A 17,827-nucleotide genomic window follows, 5' to 3' on the forward strand; every position below is an offset into this window, starting at 1 on the left:
TTCATGAAAAAAACACTTTCCGTGTTGACTGTTCTATCAATGTCCGTACTTCTCGGCGCATGTGCAGAGGACGAAAACGCTGCGGATAATACATCAGGAAATCAGGAAGTCGTAGTTGAAGATGAGGAAACAAATACACTTGAAGAAGGTGAAGAGGTATTCACAGACGATCGGTCTGAAGGAATCAAGTTCGATTATTTTGAAATGAATGTGGAATACCCGGACATGATTGAAACTGCCTATCAAGTTGAATATGAGAAAGAAAATGACGGCCTTGAAGCCAGCATTGATGATAACCTTAACGGGCAGGAAAAAGACGGGGCACAAGCTTTTGAGACCCTTTATCCGATTTTCTCTGAGCTCGATTTTGATGAAAACACCTCACAAGAGGATTTGGTTTCGCAGATCGTCTCCCAATTTAATCTACGGGAAGACTTTGAATGGATGGAAGTTGATATTGATCTAAGCAATGGAGAAACAATTGAATTTGAAGCTGAGACCAGCTGATTTTTACAATTAGAGCAGCCAATAGTGGCTGCTTTTTTTGGTTCTGGCCATAAAAAAGCCGGCTCCTCCTTAAAGAAACCGGCAAATCATTTTATCTATTGACTTCATCAGTTACTTTCTGAATGAATTCTGAAAGTGAGACTGTTTCGGACTTTTGCTCACCGTATTTCCTTACATTCACGGCTTCTTCCTGGATTTCATTATCACCGACAACAAGCATATACGGAATCTTGCTCATTTGTGCTTCGCGGATTTTGTATCCGATTTTTTCGTCACGGCTGTCAAGTTCCACACGGAGCCCTTGTGCTTGAAGCTCTTCTTGAACTCTCTTTGCATAATCAAAATGCACATCAGGGGAAACAGGGATAACCTGAACCTGAACTGGGGCGAGCCAAGTAGGGAATGCTCCTTTGTATTCTTCAATCAGGAATGCAACGAAACGTTCCATCGTTGACACGACTCCTCGGTGGATAACGACCGGACGATGATGCTTTCCGTCTTCCCCGATATACGTTAAATCAAAGCGTTCAGGAAGCAGGAAGTCCAATTGAACAGTTGATAGTGTTTCTTCCTTGCCTAATGCTGTTTTCACCTGGACATCCAATTTAGGACCGTAGAATGCTGCTTCGCCTTCTGCTTCGAAGTAGTCGATCTCCATTTCATCCATGGCTTCTTTCAGCATCGCCTGTGCTCTTTCCCACATCTCATCATCATCAAAATACTTCTCTGTATCTTGAGGATCGCGGTACGAAAGCCTGAAGGAATAGTCGTTGAGATCAAAATCCTTATAAACCTCAAGAACCAAACGGACAACACGTTTGAATTCTTCTTTGATTTGATCCGGACGTACGAATAAATGTGCATCATTCAGAGTCATGCCCCTTACACGCTGCAGACCTGAAAGCGCTCCGGACATTTCGTAACGATGCATTGTACCAAGTTCGGCAATTCGTATCGGCAGTTCACGGTAACTGTGTATGCTGTTTTTGTAAATCATCATATGGTGCGGGCAGTTCATCGGGCGAAGGACCAATTGCTCATTGTCCATGTCCATGACAGGGAACATGTTTTCTTGATAGTGATCCCAGTGCCCGCTTGTTTTATAAAGATCGACACTTCCCATGATTGGAGTGTAGACATGGTCATAACCAAGTTTTTCTTCCTTATCGACGATATAACGCTCGATGATGCGGCGGATTGTCGCACCTTTAGGAAGCCACATCGGGAGACCTTGTCCCACTTTTTGCGAGTTCATGAACAGGTTAAGCTCTTTTCCGATTTTACGGTGGTCGCGTTCTTTCGCTTCTTCAAGCAGACGCAAATGCTCTTTCAAGTCTTCTTTCTTGAAAAAGGCTGTTCCGTAAATACGCTGAAGCATTTTGTTGTCGCTGTTACCGCGCCAGTATGCACCAGCTATGCTAAGAAGCTTGAACTCTTTGATTTTCCCTGTGGATGGAACATGGATTCCACGGCAAAGATCGAAGAAATCACCCTGCTCATAGATGGAAACCTGCTCATCTTCAGGAATTGCCTCAAGAAGTTCGATTTTATATTCATCGCCAACTTCTTCGTACATTTTTTGCGCTTCATCACGGCTGACATCTTTTCTGATAACCTCAAGGTTCGACTCGGAAATCTTCTTCATTTCTTTTTCGATTCTCGGCAGATCTTCAGGAGTAATCGAATGCTCTGTATCAATATCATAGTAGAACCCGCCTTCGATTACCGGGCCGATTCCCAATTTTGCATCAGGAAATAATCTCTTAACCGCCTGGGCCATTAGGTGGGCAGTACTGTGACGAAGGATTTCTAAAGCATCCTTATGGTCAGGTGTCACGATTTCAATGGCGCCATCCTCTTTGATTGGTGTTTTTAGATCTATAAGATGGCCATTGATTTTTCCGGCTAATGCTTTTTTCTTCAGACCTGGGCTGATGGAAGAAGCAATATCTTCAGTTGTTGTTCCTTGAGGAAACTCCTTTACGTTTCCATCAGGGAAAGTGATTTTCAATGCTTCTGACATGTTATTTCCTCCTTAATTACTTTTCTGTTCAGTTAGGGTGTTCTTTTTTTACAAAATAAAAAAACCCCATCCCTTCAAAAATGAAGGGACGAGGTTTGTTATATTATTATCTCGTGGTTCCACCCAACTTCTCATTTGCTATAAAAAAAGAATAAGTGCAAATGACTCCGGATCATATAACGGCTGCTGCCGTCAACCAATACTGACGAACGATAAGCGGCGAATTTCTGCGTCGATTTCGCTTGTTCGGATCCTCGCGTATGTCAGATACGCTCGTTCGTGTTCATAGTTGAAGTTCAGAGGCGGTAAGTATTTCAATCGTGTTAGGAAGTTCCAGCCTTATGCTTCCCTCTCTGTGAACCGTCTTTGAATACTGTTGCCCTCATCAAAACCTTGATATATGAAGTTAATATGTAGGTTATTATAGTCGGTTAGATGAGGAAAATCAAGCGCAGCGCTGTAAAAATTATTATTCATTCACAGCATCCGGGATGTCTGGCTGAACGGTCTCAGGAAAGGATGATAACGGAAGTATCCTGACACGCTCCTCGAAAATGTTTTGTATCGTTCGAATGAGCTTTAATTCAGGTTCTGTACAATACACGTTGATCAGTTTTGGTGCCATGGACAATAATGGTGCGATTGTATATGAATCAACATAAACAGGGTGATTGGTCAAAAGCCGCTTATCAACCACACTCAATAATTCGGTTCGTTTCATTTCTTTTAACTCAGCGTTAAAAAACAATAAATCACAGTTTGAGAAATATAGGTGGATGGTTTCCTGCTGATCGCTCTTGCTCGCGAGATAATCCCTCAGCATTTGCACAAACATCTGATAGTCCTGCTCCAGCTTATATTCATCTATAGCCTTTTCAACATACAAAACCGTTCTCTCATAAAGGGCTTTCAGCCTGAATTTCACAAAGGAGTCGAAGTGAACAGGCTCCTCGCTCTCCAGTAATGATTCCAGATTGCCATGAAGGAATTCTCCTTCATTCCATTCATTCAGCAAGCTGGTCAATTCATCTCTTTCCCCACTCAGCATCTCGCCCACAATTGTCAATATCTGTTCCTGTTCGTGTGCATCTTTGTAGAGGTAGTATTCGGATAAGATATAGGCGGCCCATTCCAATCGCTTGATATTCATAATGAACCTGTATAGCCCATCTAAGATGCCTTGTTTATTTTCCTGTTTCTTTATTGAAACGATATAATGCTTCTGATTTTGAAAAAGTGTTTCGTGGACCAATGTGCCGCACGATTCTTTTTCTAAAAACTTTTGGAGATTCCTAGCGTCTCCATATTGTTTGAAAATCATTTCAAACAAATCCGCTCCCCCCTTTAAAGCCAAATCCCTGCTTTATATATATGGGGAGCTGGGACAAATTAGAAGTAGCTGGTCCGATTTTCATTTAAAAAGCCTCGGAACATTTTGTGTTTAAGGAAGAGTAGTGATCTCCGCTCTAGCTGTACGACTCCGCGGGGCGGGCGGTGAGCCTCCTCGGCTGCATAAAAAGCGTAAGCGGCCGTTCAGTGACGTACAGATTGGAGGGCTTCTGCATGAGATAAAGGAATCACAACGAACAAAGTGAGTTGATGATGACTTATCGCAAGGAAGGAGACCGAAATCTGCTAGTCGCTGGCCGCTGGAGCTGGCTTCGCCTGCGGGGTCTCACCTGTCCCGCTAGTCCCGCAGGAGGTCGCAGAGCTTCCGCTCCAATCACCCGGAAACAACAGAGATACAAAAAAATCTATTTTAGCGTGTAGGTATCATATCCAAATAATATATTAGAAGAAAAAAGTGAACTCTTTCCTTCAGCTAATAGTCAATCCATAAAAAAAAGCAGGAAATTGTCTCCTGCTTCTATTCTCTCCTATTAATTCCATCAAGAAGGACCGGTCTTGTCAGGTACTTAATTCTTTCCATGATCCTTGCTGCTTTCATCTTCTCTTCTTCTCCGCGCTGGGAATAAGTAAGGTGGTGTTTAAGCCCCTCATAATCGAAATTTGAGGTGAAGAAGGTTGGAAGGTTCTCAAGCATCCTGAACTGAAGGATCGTTCCAAGGATCTCATCCCTTACCCAGCTGGACATCGTTTCAGCCCCAATATCGTCAAGCATCAGGACAGGAGCTTTTTTGACAGCATCCAACTTTTCATCCATTGAATGATCATTTAGCGACTGCTTCATCTCCCGGACAAACTCCGGCATATATACCAGGAGAGATGCTACCTTTTTATCTGCCAGCTGATTGGCTATTGCCCCTAGAAGATAAGATTTCCCCACCCCGAATTTCCCGTGAAGATAAAGGCCTTTCAGATTTCTGCCAGGCTCATAATTCTCAACAAATTCGTTGGCGAGATCGACTGCTTCAAGCCTTCCTGGTGAATCAAGATCGATCTTAGAAAATGATGCCTGCAGTATATCCTTTGGTACATAGAGGCTTTTAATGAGTTTTTCTGATTTTCTTTTCTCATCCTCCATCTCTTTCCGAGGGCAGACATGGTATTCAATATCAATCAGATTCCCTCTTATGACCAAGTGGGGATCATATCCCTGCATCATATTTTTACATTGAGCAAGACTTGGACAATCAACACATTGCTTGCTTTGGGAAATGTATTCATACAGTTTCATCAAGCTGTTGTCCACCATCGTCTTGGTGATTCTTCCTTGATTCTTTTCTATAAAATGTTTAACATAATCGTCTTGCATGATCTCCTGCCTCATCTTTTCGTATCTTGCTTTAAAGGCTTGAGAGCCCCCAAGCTTTTTCAGGGTGTTATTGATCGATTCCAAACTTCTCCACCTACTTTCGGTATTTCTTCAACTTTTCTTCAAGTTTCCGTTTCTGTTCTTCAAAATCAGTACTGCTCTGTGAAGATTCACTGCCCTCTTTCGCTGCAGGTTTTTCATCAAACCAATCCGGCAGCTTTTCAGTACGTACAGGCTTCTTATAATTCTTTTTAGTATTCTCTTTTTTCCCGTCAGCCCACTCAAGGTATTGCCTATGCTCTTTTTTGGCAAGGTCCATTGCCTCTTGGGCCGTGGAAACTTTTTTCCTTACCCAGTGGGAAGCAATCTTTTCCATATATCCTTTTGTCAGCTTCATGTCGGTCTTCAGTAATACATACTGCAAAAGGACATTAGTGACACCAGTGGAAAGTTTCTTTGAGAACATCACTTCCTCAATGGCCTTAAGATCACTATTTGCAGGCTCAATTCCGCCAGAAATATCTTTAAGCACATCTTTGGGTGAAGTGGTTTCCAGATATTCAATCAACTCTTCTTCCTTCGATGCAGGCTGTTTTCTTGGAGAAGATTCAGCCTTCCGCACCTTGGGCTGCAGGTCGGGGAGCGGGTCCCCTGCATGCTGAAGCTGATACCAATCCCTTGCTGCTTTACGTAATTCTTCAATATTGATCTCATCATCCTCAGTCAAAGCGCTCAACACGACATTTTTCATTTGCAGCGGGTCGATACTGTACAAACAGCTCAACTTTGCTACTGTTTCTTTTACATGAGGTGTAAAGGAACGCCTCGGGACCATATTCTGTGAAAGGCCGGCAAGCAGCAAATCAAAATCAAAATCGAGGGTATCAACAGGCACCCCAGAAGGATTCCTGGGAGTTGTAAACTTTTCTTTTTCAGCCAGTGAACTCGCCTGTTCCGCTTCCTCATCAAGCAGGTTGATCGATTGGCTGGAAGTATAGACATCCTGAAATGACCTTGTGACCTCCTGATAAGACGAAAAATCCACCTCTTCATCACAGAAGAACTTTTTCAATCGGTTAAAATGCGTTTTACCAATCTTTCGGAACAGATAGACATTCAACATCCCATCCGAGAAGAACTGTTCTGGTGATAATGGAGGCTGAATCTCATAGATGAACTCCCTGGGATCCCCCTCCTGTTTCACAAAAGTCTTCAACAGGCCGATTCCTTCTAACTTCAGTCTGGCTTCGTAAATATCAGGCAGGTTGGAAGAAAGAAAATTCATTAAGTGGTAATGTGTTGATTGTTCCGAATTCAACCTGTATTCTTCTACTTCATTTAAAAGCGTCATATACAGACTGTAGCATACCGGCCCTATCAACGGCTGATATAAGAAGGTAACTGCTTTCTGTTCATATTCCTGGATGACACCATTTAAACAAACAGTATATCTGTCAACAGGCTGAATTTTATTCCAGTGGTTCATCATTCTAATCTCCCTTACTTTTCCGAAAACGGTGACTCGCAGTGATGCATTGAAACAAAGAGAAAAAGAGCCAAGTTGTCCCTCAGCTCAAACACATTCAGTCTTTTTTTATCAAATCTTTTAATTCATCTATAAATACATTAATGTCTTTAAATTGACGGTAAACCGATGCAAAACGGACATATGCCACTTCGTCTACCTTTGCCAGCCTGTCCATCACAAGTTCGCCGATTTTTTCGGATGGCACTTCTGATGAACCTTCATTCCTCAATTCTTTTTCAATATCCCCAGTAATGCTGTCCAGTGTATCGAGGGAAACGGGCCGCTTTTCGCACGCTTTAATAAGACCCCTCAGCATCTTCTCGCGGCTGAACTCCTCACGAGTCCCTTCCTTTTTCACCACGATAAGAGGAAATTCCTCTACTTTTTCGAAAGTGGTGAACCTGTATGAACACATTTCACATTCCCGTCTGCGTCTAATGGAGCGTCCTTCATCAACCGGACGGGAATCCACTACTCTGGTTCCATTATATTTGCAAGATGGACATTTCATAATATCAGCTCCGATAATCTTTGTAACAGTCGGATTTTGCTTTGTTTATCTACTTAAATAATATAAAACTGAGCCTATATTCACAAGGTGGAATTTATATCCTTTTCAGCCGGCTGTCCAATACTTGATAAAAAGAGGCAATTTCCTGCTTCATTTTAGGATAAGAGCCCGGTACCTTCTTCTCAGCACTGACTTTAAAGTCGACTGCCGATTCAAAAGGAGCGACGTTAATAGCGGTAGCGACAATAAAATAACCTGGAAACCCGCTTTTCTCCACAGTGATTTCCCCTCGTTCCCTGGACTCTCCAGTCACTTTATATTCTTTGGAAGAGAACAAATCCAGGACAGCCTGAAAAACCTTGTCTTGTGCAGATTTATAATAACGTGTCTGTAATTCTTTATCCGCATTAGAATCAGATGTTTCTATATCAGATTTAAAAATGGACATTATGGATGAAAATACTCCCAAGTTCTTTCCCTCACGATCCTTATTTAAGTTCACATGTTTGTTTTAGATATATTCCGAAAAAACATTCCTATTTCTATTGTACCGAAATTCTTTAGTTAAAAAAAGCATTCCCCTTCATAAAGCGGGAATGCTGTCGGTTTAATATCCTTGATGTTCTCTTTATCTATAAAAATATAAAGAACAAAGTCTAGGTTTACTTCTTATGATGCAGGAAGAGACCCTCTTTAGGGGCATCATTTTTTACTCGCTTCTCTTTTGGTGACTGCATATACCCTCTTTGAGGGCATCATTTTCGACCGGCTTCTCTTTTGGTGACTGCATAGACCCTCTTTGAGGGCATCATTTTCGACTGACTCCTCTTTTGATGACGGTATAGACGTTCTTTGGGGGCATCATTTTCGACCGGCTCCTCTTTTGATGACGGTATAGACCCTCTTTGAGGACACCATCTTCTTCTATTTCAGCTTTTGATGTACCCCGCTCCCCTGATTATCCCCCGCGAGGCTGCGTGCTGGAGCGGGATACAGGTATCAATCTTTGTTATCCATAACTTAAGACTTTCATAATTTCCTTAACAATAAAAAAGAGCCTTCTATTAACCAGAAGGCTCCGTGTTTTTTATAGTGCATTCACTTTTGATTGTTTCACTTGTACAGGACCCATGCCGCGCGGCAGCTCAATATTCTCACGCGTTTGTGCATTTAGGGCTTCAGCTATATAATCAGCAGCGATATTAGGATCAAGATCACCACATGTATATACATCAATGCTGGCATAACCATGCTCCGGGAAGCTGTGGATAGTCAAGTGAGATTCGGAAATGATCACCACTCCGCTTACACCTTGAGGTGCAAATTTATGGAAGGCCACCTCACGAACTTCAGCACCTGATTTCAATGCAGCATCTACAAATGTTCTTTCAATCTCGTGTACATCATTTAACTTGTCAAAATCGCAACCCCATAATTCTGAGATTACATGTCTACCCATTGTTTCCATTTGTTGTTTCCCCCTTTGACATATTTTTTTTCGTCAAAATGAACCTATCCTTCGGCAACATAATAACTACCACGGGGGAAAGTTAGTCCGAAGAGGTCCTAACCCTTTAAGTAGTTAACAATATTTACATTTGCGTTCAAGAAGTTCACGAAAAATAGTATACTTTGTTTATTTCAGATTTGCAATAAAAAATATTAATTATTTTTATGCAAAAGTTTTTTCAGAAAGCAGATCCTGCGAATATGCATTCCTAAAGGGTTTTCAAGAATTTAACCATTGGCCTTCATAGACTTTTCCCCGTTTGATTTACAAACCCTTAAATTGTTTTTTCCCATAAAAAAGGAATTATACGCATCTATCTTTCTATGAATCTAAAAATAAAAAAACCGGGGGAGCTCCCCGGTTCTTCAAATAGTATTATACATTCACACTTGTTTTCATTTGCTGTGCTACATATTTCGTCAAATCCACAACCCGGCAAGAGTAGCCCCACTCATTGTCATACCAAGCAAGCACTTTTACCTTACGGTCACCGATGACCATTGTAGAAAGTCCGTCAATGATGGCAGAATGTGGATTTGTATTGAAGTCGATGGATACAAGCGGTTCTGTCGTGAACTGCAGGATCCCTTCAAGCGACCCTTGAGACGCCGTGATTAACGCTTCGTTGATTTCTTCCGCTGTTACATCTCTCTTCACATCAACAACTAGATCAACAAGCGAGACATTCGGTGTAGGCACACGCAGCGCCATTCCATGAAGCTTTCCTTTCAACTGAGGCAGGACCAAAGATAATGCTTTGGCAGCACCTGTAGTTGTCGGGATGATGGACTGTCCGCAAGCTCTTGCTCTTCTCAGATCTTTATGTGGATTATCGATGTTTTTCTGATCATTAGTATAAGCATGAACGGTTGTCATCAGACCATTTTCAATGCCAAACTGTTCATCCAGCACTTTGGCTACAGGTGCAAGGCAGTTTGTTGTACAAGAGGCATTGGAAATAACGTCATGCTCTTCAATTTTTAGAGCGCTTTCATTTACACCCATAACAATGGTCACATCTTCATTTTTACCAGGTGCCGTAAGGATGACTTTTTTCGCACCGGCTTCAAGATGCATGCTTGCTTTGTCTTTGGAGTTGAATTTCCCTGTAGCCTCTATCACAATATCGATCCCAAGCTCTTTCCAAGGAAGTTCCCTTGGGTCACGGTTGCTGATTAATTTCACACGTTTATCGTTCACAATGATGGCATTTTCTTCTGTTGATACCTCAGCATTGAATGTACCGTGATTTGTGTCATACTTAATCAGATGAGCAAGAGTTTCTGCGGGATAACTCGCATTAATCGCCACAATATCAATATTCTCATCCATTATCGCTTTCCTGAACACCATTCTTCCGATACGCCCAAAACCATTGATTGCAATTTTCGCCTTCATTAATCTGGCTCCCCTCTATATAAACGTTATACTTTTTGTGTATTTCAATTAGCATTAGTATAACATAATTATGAAAAAGTTGAATGATAAATTCGCATATTTTCAATGATTAATTATTCTGAAAACTAATACAAAACGGCCGCTGCTTTAAATCCTTCCTTACCTATACCACAATCCGTCCTTCTCTAAATGGAAATATAAAAAAAGAAGCCTTTCAGCTCCTTTTATGGCATCAGGTTCCATTGGACAATAAGTTCGTCCAGCTGTGCCAATGTCTCTTCGATTGTACCCCTGTTATCCAATACCGCCTGGGCAAGCTCCTTTTTCTTGTCCAGCGGCATTTGGGATTCTATTCGGGCAGCTGCCTCTTCTTCAGTCAATTCATTCCGCTTCATCAGCCGGATTAACTGAGTCTCCCGGTCTACATACACAACGATGGTCTTATCAACCATCCAGGTTAAGTTACTTTCATACAGCAGCGGAATATCCATAAACACTGTATGCTTTCCTTGTTCGAATGCTTGATCTTTCTCAGCCAGCATCCGGGACCTTACAGCGGGATGGACGATGCCATTCAACTCTTTCCTGCGTGCCTCATCATTAAAGATGATATCGCCGAGTGCTGTCCGGTTTAAAGTTCCATCAGGATTCAGGATTACCTGACCGAAGACCTCAACTATTTTATCAAGTGCAGGCTCTCCCGGTTCAACCGCCTTTCTCGCGGCCGCATCAGCATCCACCACCGAGAAGCCTTTTTCTATAAGAAGCTTTGACACAGTACTCTTTCCACTGGCAATCCCGCCAGTCAGGCCGATAATTGACTTCATTATCAGTCATCCTTTCTTTACATCAGAACCGGAGCACGCCGATCAGGATCAAGAGGACCCCCGGTAAAAATGAAACCTTTTGCACCCAGTGCATATGGGCGCAGCTTTTTCCAATCTTTAAACCTGCAGATAAAAACCCCATACTCATTACCATGACCGTAAAAGCCAATAACAGGGGAGAATACCCTAACAGTGCAGCACCGAAACCGGCACCAAATGCATCGAGAGAAAGCGCGAGTCCAAGCATGATCGCCTCCACCCCGGTTATCGTGCCTGATTTATCAAAATCGGCAGCCATCGGCCTTTTTAAAATATTTATGACGAGCCCGATCGATTCAATTTCAAAGTTAAATAAAATCTTTTCTTCATCAACAGCGGAATCTTTTCCTGTCCGAAAAAATTGCAAAAGGACAAATGCACCCAGCGCGATCAAAATCAGTCCACCGATTTTGTCCGCCAATCCTTCTGACAGGACATTTTCCGCTGCTCCTCCTAAAGACATGGCAGCCAGAAGCGAGCCTGCAGAGCAGAAAGAAATCACCACAATGGATTTCAGCGGCATCCCCATCTGCCTCAGGCCATAAGTCAACCCCGTACTAAAGCTGTCTAGACTTACGGCAAACGCAAGCATGAATAATAAAAGTGTTCCACTCATGTTGAAAAGCTCCTCCTCCGTCTATGAATCAGGAGGGTTGAAAACCAGAAGTTCATAGTGAGTATCCGGCTATCCTCCATACGTTTAAAAACTACGATAGTATATGGAGAGAGCTTATCAATTGTTAAGAACCATTTTATTATGCTTTAGTGCGAGGGCTTAGCTGCTTGATGCTCCATTATTACTTCTGGCAATTCGGACAGAAATGAGTTCCTCTGCCAGCTGTGACATTTTTTTCGATTGGCTTGCCGCAGTTTCTGCATTCTTCATTTTTCCGGCCATAGACAAATAATTTCTGCTGGAACATCCCGATTTGGCCTTGTGAGTTCACGTAGGATCGAATCGTGCTGCCTCCCTGTTCCACAGCCTCACTTAAAGTATCTATGATTTCTTTATGAAGTTTCTTCATTTCGGATTTTTTAATTGATTTAGCCTTCCTGGCAGGATGGATCCCGCTTCGGAAAAGGGCCTCATCAACATAGATATTTCCCAGACCGACGAGAACAGTCTGATCCAGCAATACAGCTTTGACAGCACGCTCTGTTTTCGCGAGTTTTTCTGTTAGATGATCCACAGTAAAATCTGGAGAAAAAGGTTCGGGTCCAAGCTGTGATAACGGAAGGCTCAGATTCTCTTCACCTTTTGGAAACAGATGCATCGTACCGAATTTCCGGACATCCTTATATCTTAATTCTGAACCATCTTCAAAATGGAAGATGACATGGGTATGTTTATCGACCTCTTCTCCGCCTGGAAACACCCCGTATCGTCCTTCCATCCTCAGGTGCGAGACAAGAGAATAATGATCTGTTTGTATGATCAGAAATTTCCCTCTGCGGTCGACTCCCTGAATGGTTTCCCCCTGCAGAGATAATTTGAATTCTTCCACTTCATCTGGAAGCTTGACCATCTTCGGCCAAAAAACAGATACCGATTGTATTCTTTTTCCTGAAACCAACTCAGCCAATGTTCTTCTGACGGTTTCTACTTCTGGCAGTTCTGGCAAATCTGTTCACCCACTTAAGTTTCTATTTTGCGTCGTACCAAGTCGGTCCGTATGAGTAATCGACTTTTAACGGAACCGCAAGCTCAACAGCATTCTCCATTACTTCCGGAACAATTTCTTTAAGACGTTCAATTTCATCCTCAGGTGCTTCAAAAATCAACTCATCGTGTACTTGGAGCAAGAGGCGCGCCTGAAGATTTTCTTTCTCCAGTCTCTCTGCCATATCAATCATCGCTTTTTTGATGATATCCGCAGCACTTCCCTGGATAGGAGTGTTCATCGCTGTCCTCTCGGCAAAACTGCGGACATTGAAGTTGCGGCTTGTGATCTCAGGGATATATCTGCGTCTGTGGAGCAGTGTTTTTACGAATCCTTTTTGTTTCGCTTCACCGATAATATCATCCATATATTCCTTGACTCCCGGATAGCTGTCCAGATATCTTTGAATGAATTCCCCGGCTTCTTTCCTTGTTATCCCTAAGCTTTGGGAAAGCCCAAAGTCACTGATTCCGTATACAATCCCGAAATTGACCGCTTTTGCATGCCTTCTCATATTGGAAGTAACATCGTCAGCCTCAACATGGAATACATCCATGGCTGTTTTGGTATGAATATCCATTCCTTCATTGAATGCCTCTATCAGTTTTTCATCGCCTGCAATATGAGCAAGCACCCGAAGTTCAATCTGAGAATAGTCGGCTGCAAACATCAGCCATTCTTTCTCAGAAGGCACAAATGCCTGCCTGATTTTCCGGCCTTCTTCTAATCGGATAGGAATATTCTGCAGGTTTGGATCTGTTGAGCTCAGTCTTCCTGTTTGAGTCAAAGCCTGATTAAAACGGGTGTGGACTTTGTTGTTGTCTTCATGAATGACTTTAAGCAAACCTTCGATATAAGTTGACTGCAGTTTCCCAAGTTGACGGTAATGCAGGATATGGACGACAATCTCATGCTTGGACTGCAGCTTCTCAAGAACATCTGCAGACGTTGAGTATCCTGTCTTTGTCTTCTTGATGACAGGGAGTTCCAGCTTTTCAAATAAAATGACACCAAGCTGTTTAGGTGAATTGATATTGAATTTCTCGCCAGCGAGTTCATAGATTTTCTTTTCCATTTCATCAAGCCGGTCGGCGAGTTCCTTCTTCATTTCCTTCAGACGCTCCACATCTACAGCAACCCCAGTGTACTCCATATCGGCAAGAATGATGGCCAGCGGAAGTTCGAGGTCTGTAAACAATTGATACTGGTCGTTCTCCTTCAAGGCTTCCTCGCAAGTGCTCTTAAGCTCATAAACCACGTTTGCTTTTCTGGCCAGGTGCTCAGCAAGTTTCTCTTCTTCCGGTACCTTCCGCTTTGCCCCTTTGCCGTATACAGCTTCATCCGATTCAATCGCAGAAGCTCCGTGCCTCTTGGCAACTGATGCAAAATCATCTGCCGATTCTGCCGGGTTGAGTATATAAGAAGCAATCAGCAAGTCAAAATCAACACCGTTCAGTTCAACGCCCTGTCTTCTTAGTGACACGATTGATCTTTTTGCATCATAAACGGATTTCTTAATGCTTTCATCAGCCGTCCACTCTTTAAAAGCATTAGACTCAAGGGCCGTATCAAGTGTGAAGAAGTAGTTTCCACTTTTATTCCTCATACTTATCCCGACAATTTCTCCGTTGAAATAATTATCTTCCATCACTTCAATGTAGAGAGAAGAATCATCCTTAAGGTGCTCATCTTTTACTTCAGTTAAAATTTCATAAGAAACATCTTGTAAATCTTCTGCCTCTTCGACCGTTTCCCCCATCTTTTCCAGAAGGGAGTTGAAACCCAGCTCTTTAAAGAAAGCTTTCAATTTTGGATCGTCGCTTCCTTCATAATTCAGATCCTCAAGTGAAACCTCAATCGGGGCTTCGCGAAGAATGGTCGCAAGCTCTTTACTCATTACTGCCTGATCCTTATGTTCTTCAAGCTTTTCCTTCAGTTTTTTCCCGCTTACTTCTTCGATCGATTCCAACAGCTTTTCAATGGTGCCAAACTGCTTCAACAGCTTTATGGCTGTTTTTTCGCCAACCCCCGGCACTCCTGGAATGTTATCGGAGCTGTCGCCCATCAAGCCTTTCATATCAATTATGCGGTCCGGAGTGATTTCCCATTTCTCCATGATATGTTCAGGTGTATACATTTCAATATCCGTTATTCCTTTGCGGGTGATGCCCACTGTTGTTGTCTCGGAGCTGAGCTGCGTCAAATCTTTATCCCCTGATATGATCTTCACTTCGTAACCGTCTTTCTCTGCCTGCAGTGAAAGGGTTCCGATTATATCATCCGCCTCGTAGTTCTCAAGCTCATATCTCGGGATTTGATAAGCATCCAGCAGTTCTCTTATATAGGGAAATTGCTCGGATAGTTCCGGCGGTGTCTTCTGCCTTCCGCCTTTATAATCACCAAATGTTTTATGTCTGAATGTCGTTTTTCCGGCATCGAACGCCACCAGAATATGTGTCGGCTTTTCATCTGATATAATTTTTTGCAGCATGGTAGTGAAGCCATACACGGCATTTGTATGTACTCCTTTATCATTGTTTAATAAAGGAAGCGCGAAAAAGGCACGGTAAGCTATACTGTTTCCGTCAATCAGGACTAACTTTTTTTTCATAATGAACCTCCCTGGTAAAGGTTTTTGTCTAATTCAAACTACGACAAAAAAACCGCTATCTTTCCTTCATTCTATCATGTTCAGAAAAGAAAGGAAAAATAACGGCACCACTGCCGGAGGCTTCCGGCTTGCGTATTAAATTGTGAATTTTATCATTCAGTGTACCCCATCAGTAACTTAGCATAAGGGGAATCAGATGGAAGGACGAGCACAGTTTCTCCATCGACTGTCTTCTTATAAGATTCAAGCGTTCTGAATAATTGGTAGAATCCAGGATCCTTCGAAAAAGACTGGTTATATATTTTAGCAGCTGCGGATTCTCCCTCAGCCCGGATGACATTGGCATCTGCCTTAGCCTTGGCAAGCAGTTCCGTAACTTCGCGGTCTGTATCTGCCATGATTCTTTGCTTCTCTGCATCACCCTTAGACAAATATTCCTGAGCAGTCTTTTCCCTCTCTGAAATCATCCGGGTATAAACAGAATTTTCATTGGCTTCCGGTAAATCCGTCCGCTTCATCCTGATATCCGTTACCGTAATCCCGTAATTCCCTTTTTCCAGAAGTTCATTCACCCTTTCAGTCACCCTGTCATTCAGGCTTCCCCGTGCAGATTTTTCATCATTGATGACTTCTGCATAGTTAAGCTTACCCAGCTCGGCCCGGACAACCGAATAAATGAACTCTTCCATTCTGGTTTCTGCATTGATGACATTCCGGGCATTGGAAATCATCTTAATCGGATCTTCAATTCTCCATACCGCATAGTTATCAATCATCATTCTTTTTTTATCTTTTGTATTGATCTCGGCTTCTGATACATCATAGGTCATTTGATATTTTGGAAGAGTGGAGACCGTTTGAATGAACGGAATTTTAAAACTCAGTCCCGGTTCCTCTTCAATCCGCACGACTTCACCAAATTGACGTACAACCCTGTACTCCCCTTCTTTCGTAATAAAGACGTTGAGAATGACCAGCAGCAGGACAGCTATAACGACCACCAAAAAGATGCCAAGCTTCGTGTACTTCCTCCATTCAATATCCGGTTTCTTCTTATCGTTTAAATTGGTAATGTTGGAATCACTCATTGTCAGCATTCCCTTCTTGACCTTGAACAGGCTTTTCTTTTTCTAATGGACGAATCGGAAAATACTTCATTGTGTTTCCGTCATCATTCATGATATAGACCTCTGCGTCCGGTAAAACTTGCTCAAGAGTTTCTAAAATCAGACGCTGCTTGGTGATTTCCGGATTACCTTTGTATTCCGCATACAGTTTATCGAAAACGGCTACATCACCACGCGCCTGCTCGATCCTTGCGGCTTTCTCCCCAGTCGCCCGGGAAATGATAGCATCCTTTTCACCCTGTGATTCATTCAATCGTTGATTTTGGTATTTCTCTGCTTCGTTTATTTTCGTATTCATCGTTTCCCGCGCATCTGTTACGTCTGTAAACGCTTTTCGAACATCATCATTCGGCAGCTCTACATCCTGGAGCTTCACACCAATCACGGAAACGCCAATATCATATTTATCCACTAATGTGACAAGCAAATCCCTTACCTGCGCCTCGATCTCCGCTTTACCGGATGTCAAGGCTTCATCAATTTCAGTGCTTCCGATGATACTTCTTAAGGAAGATGAAGTCGCATCATACAATATCTCTTTAGGATCTTCGGCATTAAACAGGTATTTTTCAGGATTCGTAATCTTCCATTGAACGACCATATCAGCCAGAACGATATACTCATCACCTGTGATCATTTTCGTTTCTTTTGGAAATTCAGTGATTTCCCCGTCCTTTTCTTCATAGCCGAACTGAAGACTGTATGTTTCTTTTGATAATTTTTCTACCGTCTGAATCGGCCATGGCATTTTGAATTTCAAACCGGATTCTGTGATCGTCTGACCAGCTTCTCCAAATGTCAGGACGACAGCCTGGTCGGATTCATCCACAGTAAACCAGGATGTGAACAAAACAACCACCAGAATAATAGCTCCCGCTATCATTCCCGCAACCTTATAAATCTGCTTCAGGCTCATACCCATTCCCCTTTCAATCTCGATACCTACTATACGATTAAATAACAGAATGGTTTCAAAAACATTACAAAAAATTATCCATTATAAAGCGGAAGCGCCTTGATCAGCCCCGACAGGCATAAGACGAGCCGGCGGGAAGGTTGCCCTTTAACCTTCTTGACGGATTGGCTTATGACCCCGAGGGGCTAGGCGCTGGAGCTGGATTGATATAAAGCGGAAGCGGCCGTTCAGCGCCGTACGGATTGGAGGGCTGCTGCATGAGATAAAGGAAACACAGTGAACGTAGTGAGCTGATGTTGACTTATCGCAAGGAGGCAGACCGAAATCCGCTAGGCGCTGGCCGCTGGAGCTGGATTGATTATAAAGCGGAAGCGGCCGTTCAGCGCCGTACGGATTCAAACGGAAATCTACTAGATTAGGGCAAAAAATAGAAAAGGTGAGAACGGGGTAGGT

The 17,827-nt window shown here is 42.7% G+C and carries 15 protein-coding genes; 1 reads left to right on the forward strand and 14 read right to left on the reverse strand.

What is annotated here, in order from left to right:
• Positions 1-3 precede the first annotated feature (3 nt).
• Positions 4-507: a YusW family protein gene (locus tag ACOJQI_RS17670; RefSeq protein ID WP_421380377.1), complete on the forward strand. Its 504-nt coding sequence runs from the start codon at positions 4-6 to the stop codon at positions 505-507.
• Between the two features lie 91 nt (positions 508-598).
• On the opposite strand, the gene thrS is transcribed toward ACOJQI_RS17670, so the two are convergent.
• From thrS to hflK, 14 genes are all read right to left on the reverse strand, one after another.
• Complete coding sequence (gene thrS, locus ACOJQI_RS17675) at positions 599-2,530, reverse strand: threonine--tRNA ligase (protein WP_421380380.1); 1,932 nt, start codon at positions 2,528-2,530, stop codon at positions 599-601.
• Between the two features lie 469 nt (positions 2,531-2,999).
• Positions 3,000-3,851 carry a sporulation protein YtxC gene (gene ytxC / locus ACOJQI_RS17680; protein ID WP_421385506.1) on the reverse strand — a complete coding sequence of 284 codons (852 nt, stop codon included), beginning with the start codon at positions 3,849-3,851 and terminating at the stop codon, positions 3,000-3,002.
• Between the two features lie 546 nt (positions 3,852-4,397).
• Positions 4,398-5,330 (reverse strand): primosomal protein DnaI, encoded by a 933-nt coding sequence (gene dnaI / locus ACOJQI_RS17685; RefSeq protein WP_421380383.1) that lies wholly within the window; start codon positions 5,328-5,330, stop codon positions 4,398-4,400.
• 10 nt (positions 5,331-5,340) lie between these two features.
• On the reverse strand, positions 5,341-6,735 hold the full coding sequence (locus tag ACOJQI_RS17690) for a replication initiation and membrane attachment family protein (protein WP_421380386.1): 1,395 nt from the start codon (positions 6,733-6,735) through the stop codon (positions 5,341-5,343).
• Between the two features lie 94 nt (positions 6,736-6,829).
• A complete protein-coding gene (nrdR, locus tag ACOJQI_RS17695) occupies positions 6,830-7,285 on the reverse strand; it encodes a transcriptional regulator NrdR (RefSeq protein ID WP_421380389.1) in 456 nt (151 codons plus the stop codon).
• A gap of 94 nt (positions 7,286-7,379) precedes the next feature.
• A complete protein-coding gene (locus tag ACOJQI_RS17700) occupies positions 7,380-7,733 on the reverse strand; it encodes a cytosolic protein (protein WP_421380392.1) in 354 nt (117 codons plus the stop codon).
• Positions 7,734-8,372: 639 nt separating this feature from the next.
• Positions 8,373-8,753: an adenosylmethionine decarboxylase gene (gene speD, locus ACOJQI_RS17705; protein WP_421380395.1), complete on the reverse strand. Its 381-nt coding sequence runs from the start codon at positions 8,751-8,753 to the stop codon at positions 8,373-8,375.
• Positions 8,754-9,170: 417 nt separating this feature from the next.
• Positions 9,171-10,193: a glyceraldehyde-3-phosphate dehydrogenase gene (locus tag ACOJQI_RS17710; protein WP_421380397.1), complete on the reverse strand. Its 1,023-nt coding sequence runs from the start codon at positions 10,191-10,193 to the stop codon at positions 9,171-9,173.
• Between the two features lie 224 nt (positions 10,194-10,417).
• Positions 10,418-11,020, reverse strand: a complete 603-nt coding sequence (gene coaE, locus ACOJQI_RS17715; RefSeq protein WP_421380400.1) for a dephospho-CoA kinase — start codon at positions 11,018-11,020, stop codon at positions 10,418-10,420.
• Positions 11,021-11,042: 22 nt separating this feature from the next.
• Positions 11,043-11,675, reverse strand: coding sequence for a sporulation membrane protein YtaF (gene ytaF, locus ACOJQI_RS17720; protein ID WP_421380403.1), 633 nt, complete (start codon positions 11,673-11,675; stop codon positions 11,043-11,045).
• A 181-nt stretch (positions 11,676-11,856) separates the two neighbouring features.
• The gene (mutM, locus tag ACOJQI_RS17725) at positions 11,857-12,681 is read right to left on the reverse strand and encodes a DNA-formamidopyrimidine glycosylase (protein WP_421380406.1); all 825 of its coding nucleotides are present in this window, start codon (positions 12,679-12,681) and stop codon (positions 11,857-11,859) included.
• 22 nt (positions 12,682-12,703) lie between these two features.
• On the reverse strand, positions 12,704-15,331 hold the full coding sequence (polA, locus tag ACOJQI_RS17730; RefSeq protein ID WP_421380409.1) for a DNA polymerase I: 2,628 nt from the start codon (positions 15,329-15,331) through the stop codon (positions 12,704-12,706).
• A 152-nt stretch (positions 15,332-15,483) separates the two neighbouring features.
• Entirely contained in the window at positions 15,484-16,419 is a 936-nt protein-coding gene (hflC, locus tag ACOJQI_RS17735) for a protease modulator HflC (RefSeq protein WP_421380412.1), read from the reverse strand.
• A complete protein-coding gene (gene hflK / locus ACOJQI_RS17740; protein WP_421380415.1) occupies positions 16,412-17,374 on the reverse strand; it encodes an FtsH protease activity modulator HflK in 963 nt (320 codons plus the stop codon). Before hflK ends, hflC begins: the two co-directional genes overlap by 8 nt.
• Positions 17,375-17,827: the final 453 nt, after the last annotated feature.

The organism is Bacillus salacetis, from assembly GCF_049177075.1.
Taxonomy (GTDB): Bacteria; Bacillota; Bacilli; order Bacillales; family Bacillaceae_B; genus Rossellomorea; species Rossellomorea salacetis_A.

Coding starts and splice junctions, on each gene's coding strand:
- ACOJQI_RS17670 (WP_421380377.1), top strand. CDS start 4: ATGAAAAAAACACTTTCCGTGTTGACTGTTCTATCAATGTCCGTACTT.
- thrS (WP_421380380.1), bottom strand. CDS start 2,530: ATGTCAGAAGCATTGAAAATCACTTTCCCTGATGGAAACGTAAAGGAG.
- ytxC (WP_421385506.1), bottom strand. CDS start 3,851: ATGATTTTCAAACAATATGGAGACGCTAGGAATCTCCAAAAGTTTTTA.
- ACOJQI_RS17690 (WP_421380386.1), bottom strand. CDS start 6,735: ATGATGAACCACTGGAATAAAATTCAGCCTGTTGACAGATATACTGTT.
- nrdR (WP_421380389.1), bottom strand. CDS start 7,285: ATGAAATGTCCATCTTGCAAATATAATGGAACCAGAGTAGTGGATTCC.
- ACOJQI_RS17700 (WP_421380392.1), bottom strand. CDS start 7,733: ATGTCCATTTTTAAATCTGATATAGAAACATCTGATTCTAATGCGGAT.
- speD (WP_421380395.1), bottom strand. CDS start 8,753: ATGGAAACAATGGGTAGACATGTAATCTCAGAATTATGGGGTTGCGAT.
- ACOJQI_RS17710 (WP_421380397.1), bottom strand. CDS start 10,193: ATGAAGGCGAAAATTGCAATCAATGGTTTTGGGCGTATCGGAAGAATG.
- coaE (WP_421380400.1), bottom strand. CDS start 11,020: ATGAAGTCAATTATCGGCCTGACTGGCGGGATTGCCAGTGGAAAGAGT.
- ytaF (WP_421380403.1), bottom strand. CDS start 11,675: ATGAGTGGAACACTTTTATTATTCATGCTTGCGTTTGCCGTAAGTCTA.
- polA (WP_421380409.1), bottom strand. CDS start 15,331: ATGAAAAAAAAGTTAGTCCTGATTGACGGAAACAGTATAGCTTACCGT.
- hflC (WP_421380412.1), bottom strand. CDS start 16,419: ATGAGTGATTCCAACATTACCAATTTAAACGATAAGAAGAAACCGGAT.
- hflK (WP_421380415.1), bottom strand. CDS start 17,374: ATGAGCCTGAAGCAGATTTATAAGGTTGCGGGAATGATAGCGGGAGCT.